Genomic DNA, 12,835 nt, shown 5'->3' with positions numbered 1-12,835 from the left:
GTAATATTCCTACATTACATTGTATCAAGTACTTTCCGATTATTCAACAAAAATAATCTTTCAATTCTATTACAATGTTGCAAAAACGGGAAAGCCATCTGCGGGCGGTCCGTGAATTGTAACATTACAATGTCCGGACTACTTGACGAGCTGTCCCTGCCCACGTTATAATCACGTTGAATGATTAAGGATATTAATAGGAAGAAAGGGCGGTAAAGCCATGTGGATAGCAGACGGTTGGAAAGATTATGAAGTAATAGATTGCTCTAAGGGCGAAAAATTAGAGCGTTGGGGGAATTATATATTGGTCCGTCCTGATCCCCAGGTCATCTGGGACACTCCAAAAGAGGACAAACGCTGGAGACATATGAACGGGCATTATCACAGAAGCGCAAAGGGCGGCGGAGAATGGGAGTTTTTCGATCTGCCGGAGCAGTGGACCATTCGTTATAAAGAGCTGACATTTAATCTGAAGCCATTCAGTTTTAAACACACAGGCCTCTTTCCGGAACAGGCTGCCAACTGGGACTGGTTTGGTTCTAAGATTAAGGCGGCCGGACGGCCTATCAAAGTTTTAAACCTGTTCGCCTATACGGGAGGCGCAACTTTGGCTTCCGCTAAAGCCGGAGCTCAGGTGACCCATGTGGACGCCTCAAAAGGCATGGTGGCCTGGGCAAAAGAAAATGCAAAATCCAGCGGTTTAGAAAACGCTCCGATCCGCTGGATTGTAGATGATTGTGTGAAATTTGTAGAACGGGAACTGCGTCGGGGACACCGCTATGATGCGGTTATCATGGACCCTCCGTCTTATGGAAGAGGGCCAAAGGGAGAGATCTGGAAGATCGAGGATGCAATTCATCCTCTGATCCAGCTGTGCACACAGCTTTTATCGGATGATCCTTTATTTTTCCTGGTAAATTCCTATACTACCGGACTTGCTCCTTCCGTTCTCACTTACATGCTGGCGACTGAAATCTGCCCCCGCTATAAAGGAACCGTAAGTTCCGAGGAAGTCGGCCTCCCGGTCACCAAAAACGGGTTAGTTCTTCCATGCGGAGCTTCCGGACGCTGGTCTTCCGGCAAATAGAGAAGGAACGCTTCGAAACCTCTCTTAGTTCCGGCCGCCGGTAAGAAGCCGCCATAAGGCAGTAAAATGCCGCTGGAGAAGCACTGCAATGGGATAGCTGATCATCAGTATAATTGCCGGCATCATCAGATAGAGCATGACCGGAACTGCCGGTATGCCGGGTATATACATGGCCGCCGCTTTGTTGATGAAGCGGACCAGCAGAAAATGAAGGGCATACAGGAAGAAATTGATCTTCATCCACTGTTTTGCTTCGAAAAGCCGGTTTTCATTAACCATGAACCACAGGGCAACCGGAACCAGAAAACGGTAGACGGCGATTCCCGACACGCTGTAAAAATGAATGGAATACCAATAAACGCCGCAAGCCGCTGCCAAAACAGCGGCGCCAGACAGAAACCGCTTCTTTGACCACGCGGCTTCTGTCATTTTTTTATGGTTCAGCGCAGCATCCGCAGCCACGGAATAAAAAAGAAGCGCATCCAGATTCAGCGGAGATAAACTGACGCCGGCCAGCAGACCGGCAAACAAACAAATCAGATAGATCCAACGCCGATACCGTCCGGATAAGAAAAAATAAATCACAGGCGCCAGCATTACCAGCATAATTAACTGGTATAAATACCAGAACACATAATTATACCGGTAGTGCAGTACTGCATCTACCAGAGCATTTAAATTCACCGGGATAATTCCTTTGTCCAGTATATCGCAAAGCCACGGGATACGGCTCCCTGCCGCATAGGCAGCATAGTAAATGGTGTTCCAGACCACAAAGGGAACAAGAACCGTTTTGATCCTGGAATTCCATTTGTTCCACAAACGGTCCATTGTGAAATTGCGGAAGAACAGATATCCGGATATGATAAAAAAGCCAGGTACGGCAACCTGGGCCACCACGTCGCCCAAAAGCCGCTCTGCCCGGTCCACCATGTCAGCAGTCCGTCCGGTTCCTAAAAATAACTTTGCATTATAAGAATGAACCCAGATCACGAGCATACTGAATACAAATATAAACCAGTAGATTTTATTTCTGAACTTTTCTTCTTTCACACGTTTCTCCTGACCGCATGGCACCTTCCGCTAAAGCCTGGTCCTACACCATGTTTACATTTATTCTATCATAACCACCATATACAGTAAATAAAAAAGAATGCTGCCAAACCGGCTTTTTGCCGGTCCAACAACATCCTCTCTTATATCTTTAACCTTCCACCAAACTGATCACCTTCACCGGCTTTCTATGCTGCCAATACGATACCTTAATTCCCGTCTTCTCTGTGGACGCATGAACGATCTTTTCATCTCCTATATAGAGAGCTACATGATTAATTCTGCCTGAACTGCTGGCATAAAAAATCAAATCGCCGGGTTTTATCTGGTTCAGGGATATCTCTTTTCCCTGAGATGCTTGTCCTGATGAACTTCTGTTTAAAGAAATGCCTGCCGCATGCTGCATCACATATCTGGTAAATCCGGAACAGTCAACTCCTGTATGGGGATCGTTTCCTCCGTATACATAGCGTCCGCCCACAAACTGCATGGCATAGTTTACAATCTCATTCCGCTTAACCGCTGAAGCATCCACCTTTTCTCTGGTGGTTTCCACCATGGTCGCATTGCCCGACAGGCGGATATATCCGCTCCCCGCTTCTGTGTTAATCTTTGCCCAGCCGTCTTTCTCTTCCAGTACCTGATAGGTCTCCCCCTGAGATACCCGTGTAAATACCGCGCCTTCGTTTGATGCTAAGATATGTACGTCAGCTTTAGGCGCATCCACTTTCACCACATAGGAAGTGGTCGTCTCAACTCCTGCACAATAAGCTTCCGCTGCCCTCGCCTCTTTGGGTGATGCCATTAAAATCCCAGCGGATATTCCCGCCAGCGCCAGCAGCCTGACTGCTTCTTTCACCATAAATTCTTCTCCTGACAATTACCTGTCTTAATTTTTACGATTTTCATACAATTGTTACACAAATGTTAAATATGTTACATATTGTAATATATCCATGACGTTTTGTCAAGATCAGAATCCATTTCATATGAAACCAATGTAACAATTCTGCCATCGGAAGGCTGAATTGTTACAAACCAAAAGCCGCTGCAGCCAAATTGGTTCTTTCTTGTCTTTGGGTGCGGAGCTGCGCCGGAGGATTAATATCCCAGTGTACCGCCATCTGAATACTCGCCGTAAAAATGAACGTGACTGGCGAACACATGTATTTTGTGTCCGACAGTCACGTTCATTTTTATGGCGAGTAGGAAGCCCGGCGGACACGGGATATTAACCCTCCGGCGCAGCTCCGCACCCAAAGCCAAGAAAGAACCGCCAAATTGGCGCAAACGGCTTCTTACGGCATCCCTCAGGAAACAGACCTACCTTCGGGTAATGGATTTTATAAAATAGATAATACAGCAAACGAATAAAACCGGAAAAATCAGCGGTACAATCAATGAAAAAATTCCAGTTATCACTGCGATCACCAAAAAGAGTATTAAAACCACTGCAAGCCCGAATAAAAGCTTCCAATACCATTTATTAAGGTCGTAGTAATGAACTGTGCTCCTTCCGCCAAAAGGTTCCTGCTCATATGAAGAGCCGCTGCGGGTATCCGCTTCCTCATAGGCTCCTCTAAGCGGATCAACGGCGTCTTCCGAAGTGTCCTCAATGGTTTTTGCAATCAGCCTGGGATCACCGATCTCAGCGATTACATCTTCCTCGCTTGCTCCCTTTTTGATCTCTTCTGATATATAGTTATCGTAGTACCGTATATTCTCACGAATGACTGTAGAGGAAACATTCCCCTCCAGCGCCTGCCTCAATCTGTGCAGAAACTCTTCCCTATTCATAGAATTCCCCCTGTTTTTTCTTAGAAGTAATCCCAGTTATTGTAACACTATATCAAAGATTGGTAAATAAATCCGCCCTTAAATAATTCTAAAGTTTTTATGATCTTTAATTATACAATCTTCTCTTTTATAATGCCATCCCGGTAAGCGGCGACCAATTCCTTCAGATCCGAGATCCGGCAGGCCAGTTCTTTTCCCAAATCGGTATCGCCGACCATAACCCTGTTTTTCATCTTTTCTACAATATAAACTCTGGGCGTGCTCTCTGTTTCCGGATTAAACGGCTTATGTTCCGCTAAAGCAAGATGTCTGGAATTATAGATTAAAGTATACCCCGCAATTCCTGTTTTAGACTGATACGCTTTGGAAAGGCCGCCGTCAATGATAAACAGCTTGCCGTTTGCCTTAACCGGTTTCTCACCGTCTTTAATCTTGACCGGCACATGACCATTGATAATATGGGCTCCATTCATGGAAAGATGGAATTCTTCTATAATCTTATTGCAGTATTCTTCCTGTTCACAGAACTTATAATAAGGGTTCAAATTTTCCTTTTGAAGGGATTTATCCTCTATAAAATAATGTTCAAATGTGGTCATCTTATCTTTTCCAAATACAGGCGACTTGGCGCCGCACCACAGATACCACATGAAGTCCTTGGCATCTTCCTTCTCCTTGGTTCCCTCCGGAAGGAAATAAGCGTTCTGAATCCTCTGGTCGATATGATCCATCAGATCCTTTCCGGAACACGGCTCCCCGTTAAAGATCATATCGTCGAACGTTCCGTCCTGCTTCATAGGAATACAGCCGTGATAGAGCAGATTTCCATTGTAGCATTTATACATTCCTCCATGGGAATAGATAAATTTAATATGTTTATGGAGAAGGTCGCTGTGTTTAAATGATAACGCCAGGGTATTCAAAAGCTCTTCCTCTTCCGCCGTCAGTTTCAACGGATGACGTGGATCGATGGTCGGAAACTTTGTATCCAAAAGCGGGTACTCTTTCCCCTGGATGGAAACGGTTCCCTTTTTGTAATCCACTGCCTCTAAAAGAATTCTGTCGTCCATCAGATAGCCAGGATGGCGCTTGATGATCTGGCCTTCCACCTTGAACTGAATCACCGCAATTGCTTTATGCATCTTGGCCGCCAGCCCCGGGTCCACCGCATCATAGATGTTCTGATCCAAGATCTTAGGCACAAAACGCTCGCAAGGATCATCCCTGTATACATGTGCCGCAAACATGGAGAGCGGCCTTAAATTGATTCCATAACCGTCTTCCAGCACATCAAAGCTGTTATAGCTGATAGCGATTCTCAATACATTGCAGATACAGGCCAGATTGCCCGTAGCCGCCCCCATCCAGGAGATATCGTGATTTCCCCATTGGATATCCACATCATGAAACTGCATCAAAGCATTCATAATCAGATCGGCTCTCGGTCCCCGGTCAAAGATATCGCCGATTATATGGAGATTGTCAATGGTCAGGTTCTGAATCAGCTCGCACAGCGCAATGATAAATTTATCCGCCATATCGATATCGATAATGGAGCGTATGATCTCACTATAATATACCTTCTTATTGTCGTCGTTATAATCCACGTGAAGCAGCTCATCGATAATATAAGAAAATTCAGGCGGCATCTTTTTACGGACTTTCGATCTGGTGTATTTGGAAGATACCTCTTTGCAGATCTGAACCAGCCGGTAGATGGTGATCCGCTTCCAATCGTCAATATCCTTATCTGAAGTGATGATTTTGTTGAGCATCCGGTCCGGATAATAGACCAGATTGGCAAGCTCAACCTGCTCTTCCTCCGGGATAATATGCCCGAATGTCTCCTTTATCTTCTCACGGATAATACCGGAAGAGCTTTTCAGCAGATGAATAAATGCCTCATGTTCCCCATGAAGGTCGCTGAAAAAATATTCCGTTCCCTTGGGCAGTCCTGAAATCGCCATCAGATTGATGATCTCGCTGGACGCTGCCTTAATCGTAGGATACTCTCTTGCCAGGAGTTTTAAATAAGCCAAGTCTCGCACTACGCGCGCCTCCCCTCACAACAGCCCTGAAATTTATATTTTGCAGCTAATACGGCGCAGCAACTCAGGACCAGTTGCATTTATAATAAGTTTATAGTACCATAGAATCGGTTAAATTGAAAGTTTTTACAAGGGTACAAACTTCTCTGCGCCGGAATGATGGCGTCAGCAGGAAGACATAATTCTAAAGAATGGCCGATCGAAAGGAGAACTATCGGAATGGAACAATTATACGTGTTTGGAACAGGCAACGCCACTGTTACGCGCTGCTACAACACCTGTTTTGCAATCAAGGACGAGGAACAGTTTTTTATGGTTGACGCAGGAGGCGGCAATGGAATTCTGCGCATCCTGGAGGATATGGACATAAAAATGGAGCAGATTCACCATATTTTTGTGACCCACGAACACACCGATCATATCTTAGGCATGATCTGGATGATCCGCGTGATCGCCACCCACATGAAAAACGGCATTTATGAAGGGGATCTCAATATATACTGCCACGAAGACCTGACTTCTACCATCGACACCTTATGCAGGCTCACCGTCCAGGGAAAATTCTATAAAATGATCGGGGACAGAATCCATCTGATTCCTGTTCACGACGGAGAAACTCGGAAAATTCTGGATTATGATGTCACCTTCTTTGACATCCACTCCACAAAGGCCAAACAATACGGCTTTACAACCGTGTTAAAAAATGGGCAGAAGCTGACCTGCGCAGGGGATGAACCATATAATCCGGAATGTGAATCCTATGTGGCCGGAAGCAAATGGCTGCTGCATGAAGCGTTCTGTCTATATGAGGACAGGGAGCGTTTTAAACCTTACGAGAAACATCACAGCACGGTAAAGGACGCCTGCGAGCTGGCGGATAAGATGGGAATTGAGAACCTGATCCTGTGGCATACGGAAGATAAAACGATTCAAACCAGGAAGGAACGGTATCTCCAGGAAGGGCATTCCTGTTATCAGGGAAATCTGTTTGTACCGGATGATGGAGAAATTATCGATTTTATATAGAACGTGAAGGGATTTTTAAAAAAGCCTTGAGGCTTGGTGTAAAATGCAGCGCATTTAACATCAAGTCTCAAGGCTTTTTCGAAAATCCCTTCACGCTTCATGTAAAAATTATTACATGGCCCGTCTGTAGACTTCCAATATCTCTTCTTTTCCAAATTCCTTAATGCCAGGCAGTGTTCTGTCGCCGAAGAACGTGCACTTCTCAGCCATCTCTTCCAGCTTATCCTCTTCCACGCCCAGTTCACCGATAGTAACAGGCATTCCAATGCTCTTAAAGAAATTCTCAAATGCGTCAATTCCGGCAAGAGCCGTCTTCATCGGATCTTCAAAGTTCATATCCACACCCCAAACACGGACTGCCAGCTGTGCAAACCGGTTCACATTATAAGGGCATACATATCTGGCCCATGTGCTGAACAAAGCGGCCAAACCGGCTCCATGGGATATCTGCGGATACATTCCGGAAAGCTCATGTTCCATCTGATGTACCTGCATGAAGAAATCACGTCCTACTCCGGTCAGGTTATTATGGGAAAGGCTTCCGGCCCACATAAGGGTAGCTCTGGCTTCGTAGTTTTCAGGGTCCTGGTCTGCGATCTTTCCGGCTTCTGCAACCGTTTTTAACAGGCCTTCCGCGATACGGTCTGTTAAAGGAGTATCTTTATCCGCTCCAAGATAACGCTCCAAAGTATGCATCATGATGTCCACGCTGCCGCAGGCAGTCTGATATTTGCTGACCGTATATGTAAGTTCTGGGTTACAGATCGCAAACAGCGGGCGGTGCAGCTGAGAACTGAGCCCGCGTTTTAAGCCGCCGTCCTCATTGGTGATAACGCAGGAATTGCTCATCTCGCTTCCTGACGCGGAAAGGGTTAAAATATTGCCCTGTGGAAGAGCTTTTTTCAATTTCTCTTCCCTTGTGAAAAACTTCCATACATCAATATCCGGGTTAGCAACTCCGTCCGCAATACATTTGGCAGAATCGATAACGCTTCCTCCGCCGACGGCCAGAATGAAGTCCACTCCCTCTTCCAAGCAAAGTTTAATTCCTTCCTTTGCCAGGGAAAGAGTCGGATTGGGCTGAACGCCTCCCAATGTCACATATTCAATCCCCTCTTCCTTTAAAGAAGCGGTTACCTGGTCAAGCAGCCCGGAACGTATCACGCTGCCGCCGCCATAATGAATCAGAACCTTCTTAAACCCATATTTTCTGATCAGTTCCCCTGCCTTCTTCTGCGTATCCTTACCAAAAATCACTCTGGTAGGAGTACAAAATTCAAAATTTCTCATCGCAACCTCCTCATTCCCAATCATTTTTTAATGAAATTAAACCTATTATATCAAAAAAGATTCGAGAAATCCACAAAGCTTTATGCAGATCTGTCGAATCTTTTTATATTTTACTTTTCATAATGCTTCAGGTTTATTTTAACCGTATGATATGTTGACAATATACATAAACATTACGGATTTTCTTTGCCTGCTGGCCTTCATCTCCCAGTATAATAGGCTGTGTTCCCGAAGCAGTAACGTAGAACTTAATGGCAATGGCATCCTGCCCTACCAAAATCTCATGAGTCTCCTTATACGGAAATGCGGTTTCTTCCACTTTTACATAATTGCGCAAAGCCATATCGATCTCCGGATTGATGTAGCACCGCACCACATTCTCCAATCCATTCATCTCGATAATCGCCTTTGCTTCATCAAATTTCAGGTTTGTAAACCGAAACTCCCCATTCCCCAATACATAAGATAATGTCTGACTATCCAACAACAGTAACGGTACATTTGTGTTTTCACCCATAGAACGATCCTCCTTCTAAAAATTCGATTCTCCTCTATTTATCATTATATCATTTTTCTGATTTCAGTCAAGTAATTCCTTGTATATTCTGTATATTTATATTGTTGTTCGTTATTTATCAAACAACTTTGTTTTTTCTGTAACATTCTACATTTTTATGCATAACCCAGCTATTTCACGCATATTTTTTATGTAGGGGAAGTATCTATAAATTCAACAGAACGAAAGGCCGTACAACGGCAGAATGTGAGGTAAAAATGAACCGAAAAATCATTTACATAGAGTGTCTTCTGCTGCTCATGCTGACCGGTTCCCTGTTATGGCACCGTGTCGCCCCATTTCCTGCCGGCAGTACGGATACAGGCGCTAATAAGGCCACTTCCTCCGACGCTCCCAAATATATTAAATGGGTGGATTTCGACGTGACCTCGGATGCCATGAAGCAGGCGCTTCAGCTGGATATGAACAGTTATCAAAAAGAAGTGCATTTCGATTGGATTGATCTGCTGGCCTATCTGGGCGCCAAATACGGCGGAGATTTTTCTAAATACCGTTCACAGGATATGAAGGATTTAGCGGAAAAACTGCAAAATGGTGAAACTCTGGAGGCTCTGACCAAAGATATGAAATATTTTTCTTATTATAAAGAAGCCTACGGCGCAGTTTTAGGCGGTATGGTGGGGCTCTATGAGATCCAGGTTCCGCCCTCAGAAGTTCCCGCATCCATGCTGTCGGAATCCGGAGATGGAGAAACGGATGAGAATAAGGAAAATGTGTGGCTTACCAAATATGGGCTCAAAGCATTTTCCCCTATCGCCAAAAATTATCCTTACACCGACTTCGACGATTTCGGAACGTCCCGGTCCTACGGTTACCGCAGGCAGCATCTGGGCCATGATCTTATGGGGCAGGTGGGAACGCCTGTGATCGCCGTGGAATCCGGTTATGTGGAGGCGATCGGCTGGAACCAATACGGCGGATGGCGCTTAGGGATTCGCAGTTTTGATAAAAAACGGTACTATTATTACGCCCATCTGCGAAAGAACTATCCCTATCACAAAAGTCTGAAAGAGGGAAGTATCGTAAAGGCCGGCGATGTGATCGGGTATCTGGGCCGCACCGGGTACAGCCGGACGGAAAATACCAACAACATCGACGAACCCCACCTCCATTTCGGCCTCCAGCTGATTTTTGATGAATCACAAAAAGAGGGAAATAACGAAATATGGGTGGACTGTTATGAACTGGTCAAATTCCTTTCCATGAACCGCTCCGAAACCTTAAAAAATCAGGAAACAAAAGAATATAACAGGATCTATGAAATGAAAGACCCTGCCATACCTGAAAATGCTCAATAATTTAGTTGTTAACTGTTCAGAGGGCGGGAATATTGGAATAGAAATCCGAGTCAAGCTCGCTTGTAAGCGGATTTTTATTTCAATATTCACATCGGAGGAATCTACGATGCTTCTTGTATGGCCGTAGGCCATGCAAGAAGATACCCCCTCTCTGAATCGTTACTTAATTATTTGACTGCTGGCTTCCCAGCATGACCTCCACTTCACGTTCCTGGTACTTTCCATCTGCCAGAGACTGAACGGTCAGGGTCACTTTTGAACCTTTTTCATAATATGTCAGCATGTTCTGAAGCTGGCTCAATGTGGTTACAGACTGTCCGTCGAACTTGGTAATAATATCTTTCTCTCTCAAATCTGAGTTGGCCGCCGCCCCATCATCCAAAATCTTATATACAAAGATGCCCACAGGCATATCGTAAGCCTGGGATGCCTGCGCATCGATATTGGTTCCTTCGATTCCAAGCCAGCCGCGTTTCTCATCGTCCACTTTCACTCTTGTCTGTTTTGTCATCAGAGTATCCAAAATGTCCTTTGCTTTTGAAATCGGAATGGCATATCCCATGCCCTCCACTTCTGTGGAAGCCGTTTTCGCCGCATTGATGCCGATCAGGTTACCGTTTAAATCCAGTAGTGCGCCGCCGCTGTTTCCAGGATTGATGGCCGCATCTGTCTGTATAAATGTGTGTTCGGTTCCGTCTTCGCTCTTTATCTTGCGGTCCAGAGCGCTGACATATCCAACGGTTGCCGACTGGCCTTCGCCGAGAGCGTTGCCGATTGCCACAACCTGCTGTCCTACTTTCAGGCTGTCGGAATCACCGATATTTGCAATCTTAATCTTACTCATGGTATCGGAAGGAATCTTATCCAGCTGTACTGCTATAATCGCCAGATCAGTGGCCGCATCCGTACCTTTTACCGCCGCTTCCACAGAGGATTCATCGTCAAATGTCACCGTCATATTCTGTGCGCCGTCAACCACGTGATTATTGGTCGCTATCAAAAGTTCTGTATCATTTTTCCCGATAATAATGCCGGAACCGCTGCTCTCAGCTTCAAAGCTTTGAGGCCCGAAAAATGTCATCTGCTCTACGGTCATCTTGTCTGTAATCGCAACTACGGACGGCATGGCCTGCTCCACAATTCCTGAAACGTCGGTCACTCCCGCTGTCATAATCACTCCGCCGGATGTACTGGTGTTTTGTGCTTTTAAGGCCGGAGTCTCCTGAGGAACCGCCTTGCTTTCCTTCACTTCCAAAACCGAACTGCTCCATGCATTTAACCCTGCCATAACGCCGCCTGATACGGTACCAAATAAAAGTGCAGCAGCAGTGATTCCTGCTGTTTTTTTCGCTAAACTTTTCATTTTCATCATAATAATTACTCCTTTCTTTCATCTATCTATCATTCTGTCATATCCTCATAACCTCTTTACACTAAATAATATAGCCAGAATTTATGAAGGAATTGTGATGAAAAAAAGGAGTATTTGTGTCTTTAGGTTCTATCTTGGCTTTGGGTGTGGGGCTGTGCCGCTCCGGTTCTGACTCTGCACGCTGAATTCCCATGCTGATACAAAGCGCCCTGTCCATCCGGGCCATCCACAAATCGTTCAGATGTCCTATGTAGCCATGAAGCCGTTTCTGGTCAATCGTTCTCACCTGTTCCATGAGAACCGTGGAGTCGCAGGGCAGGCCGCTGGCCGTTTTGGGAAGGGTAACGTGTGTGGGAAGTTTTGCTTTGGTGCTCTTGCTGGTTAAGGCCGATACAATCACAGTCGGACTATGACGGTTTCCCATGTCATTTTGTATAACAAGAACCGGACGGACGCCGCCCTGTTCGGAACCTACGGTTGGGGACAGATCTGCATAATAGATATCGCCTCTGTAAATGCTGTTTTCCATATCAATAATCTCCTCTTTGTTTCTGATATTAAAATTATTGACAGGAAGACAGGCTTATAAACATAAAGTGGGGGAAATCTTTTTTTAGAAAGAAACGCCGGAAAGAAGGGGGAACCTGGGCGGGCGGCGGAAATCATAAGGAATAGGGAATTCGAGTTTCGACCCTAAGAGGTACTAAGGCCGCCAGAAACGGAAAAAGGCAGCGCGGTGCCCATTCGCGGTGAACTCCTGATGACTTCATCGCTCAGGGGGCACCTCAAATACTGATTCGGTATTCAGTATTTGTCTGCCTTTTTCCGTTTCTGCCGGCCAAGTACCTCTAAGGGTCTGCAAACGATCCCCTATTCCTTATGATTTCCGCCGCCCGCCCAGGTTCCCCCTTCTTTCCGGCTGTTGCTTGGCTAGCTAAGGATAAAAAAGATTTGGTGGATATAAGAGTAAATTTTTACATCAAGCGTGAAGTCTTTTTCAGAAATGCCTTCACCATTTAATGTAAAGGGTGAGGTCATTTTGCGAAATGCCTTGACGTTTAAAGTAAAACCCGAAGGCATTTCTGAAAATCCCTTAACGATCTGTGTAAATGTGATTCTACATAAATACCTACGCACCAATATTGTTTTTAACCAGGCCAGCGAAAAGCAGCCCGGAATCGGGAGGCAGAGCCGGGAGACGAAGGTCGGAGGGGCCGTCCGGGCCGGGGAAGGAAGATGCAGACAGATCGGATCGTATGGAACCCCTTTAGAACATCTTAGGCCCGT

12 protein-coding genes are annotated in these 12,835 nt (G+C 45.5%); 4 read left to right on the top strand and 8 right to left on the bottom strand.

Going from position 1 to position 12,835, the window contains the following annotated elements; translation table 11 throughout:
- Positions 1-220 precede the first annotated feature (220 nt).
- The gene (locus tag C0033_RS25365) at positions 221-1,087 is read left to right on the top strand and encodes a class I SAM-dependent methyltransferase (RefSeq protein ID WP_103230650.1); all 867 of its coding nucleotides are present in this window, start codon (positions 221-223) and stop codon (positions 1,085-1,087) included.
- A 24-nt stretch (positions 1,088-1,111) separates the two neighbouring features.
- Here C0033_RS25365 and C0033_RS25360 read toward each other — a convergent pair whose 3' ends face one another.
- From C0033_RS25360 to C0033_RS25345, 4 genes are all read right to left on the bottom strand, one after another.
- Positions 1,112-2,140, bottom strand: coding sequence for an acyltransferase (locus tag C0033_RS25360; RefSeq protein WP_103230649.1), 1,029 nt, complete (start codon positions 2,138-2,140; stop codon positions 1,112-1,114).
- Positions 2,141-2,291: 151 nt separating this feature from the next.
- Positions 2,292-3,002 (bottom strand): C40 family peptidase, encoded by a 711-nt coding sequence (locus C0033_RS25355; protein WP_103230648.1) that lies wholly within the window; start codon positions 3,000-3,002, stop codon positions 2,292-2,294.
- Between the two features lie 461 nt (positions 3,003-3,463).
- A complete protein-coding gene (locus tag C0033_RS25350; protein ID WP_103230647.1) occupies positions 3,464-3,937 on the bottom strand; it encodes a DUF1700 domain-containing protein in 474 nt (157 codons plus the stop codon).
- 110 nt (positions 3,938-4,047) lie between these two features.
- Positions 4,048-5,985, bottom strand: coding sequence for a fructose-1,6-bisphosphatase (locus tag C0033_RS25345; protein WP_103230646.1), 1,938 nt, complete (start codon positions 5,983-5,985; stop codon positions 4,048-4,050).
- Between the two features lie 219 nt (positions 5,986-6,204).
- Here C0033_RS25345 and C0033_RS25340 point away from each other — a divergent pair, with 219 nt between their 5' ends.
- Positions 6,205-7,011, top strand: coding sequence for an MBL fold metallo-hydrolase (locus tag C0033_RS25340; protein WP_103230645.1), 807 nt, complete (start codon positions 6,205-6,207; stop codon positions 7,009-7,011).
- Between the two features lie 111 nt (positions 7,012-7,122).
- On the opposite strand, the gene C0033_RS25335 is transcribed toward C0033_RS25340, so the two are convergent.
- Together C0033_RS25335 and C0033_RS25330 are read right to left on the bottom strand one after the other, a co-directional pair.
- Entirely contained in the window at positions 7,123-8,301 is a 1,179-nt protein-coding gene (locus C0033_RS25335) for an iron-containing alcohol dehydrogenase (RefSeq protein WP_103230644.1), read from the bottom strand.
- A gap of 133 nt (positions 8,302-8,434) precedes the next feature.
- On the bottom strand, positions 8,435-8,818 hold the full coding sequence (locus tag C0033_RS25330; protein ID WP_103230643.1) for a hypothetical protein: 384 nt from the start codon (positions 8,816-8,818) through the stop codon (positions 8,435-8,437).
- Positions 8,819-9,075: 257 nt separating this feature from the next.
- Here C0033_RS25330 and C0033_RS25325 point away from each other — a divergent pair, with 257 nt between their 5' ends.
- Positions 9,076-10,176 (top strand): M23 family metallopeptidase, encoded by a 1,101-nt coding sequence (locus C0033_RS25325; protein ID WP_103230642.1) that lies wholly within the window; start codon positions 9,076-9,078, stop codon positions 10,174-10,176.
- A 163-nt stretch (positions 10,177-10,339) separates the two neighbouring features.
- Here C0033_RS25325 and C0033_RS25320 read toward each other — a convergent pair whose 3' ends face one another.
- Together C0033_RS25320 and C0033_RS25315 are read right to left on the bottom strand one after the other, a co-directional pair.
- Positions 10,340-11,548, bottom strand: a complete 1,209-nt coding sequence (locus tag C0033_RS25320) for a trypsin-like peptidase domain-containing protein (RefSeq protein WP_103230641.1) — start codon at positions 11,546-11,548, stop codon at positions 10,340-10,342.
- 61 nt (positions 11,549-11,609) lie between these two features.
- Complete coding sequence (locus C0033_RS25315) at positions 11,610-12,077, bottom strand: type II toxin-antitoxin system PemK/MazF family toxin (protein WP_103230640.1); 468 nt, start codon at positions 12,075-12,077, stop codon at positions 11,610-11,612.
- A 522-nt stretch (positions 12,078-12,599) separates the two neighbouring features.
- Here C0033_RS25315 and C0033_RS27340 point away from each other — a divergent pair.
- The coding region (locus C0033_RS27340) for a hypothetical protein (protein ID WP_207656894.1) at positions 12,600-12,835 on the top strand (236 nt) is incomplete at its 3' end.

Origin of the sequence: Clostridium sp. chh4-2 (assembly GCF_002899675.1) — a bacterium.
In the GTDB taxonomy this organism is placed as follows: domain Bacteria; phylum Bacillota; class Clostridia; order Lachnospirales; family Lachnospiraceae; genus CHH4-2.
Note: the sequence above shows the minus strand (reverse complement) of the source record. Positions and strands in the feature narration are given on the sequence as shown.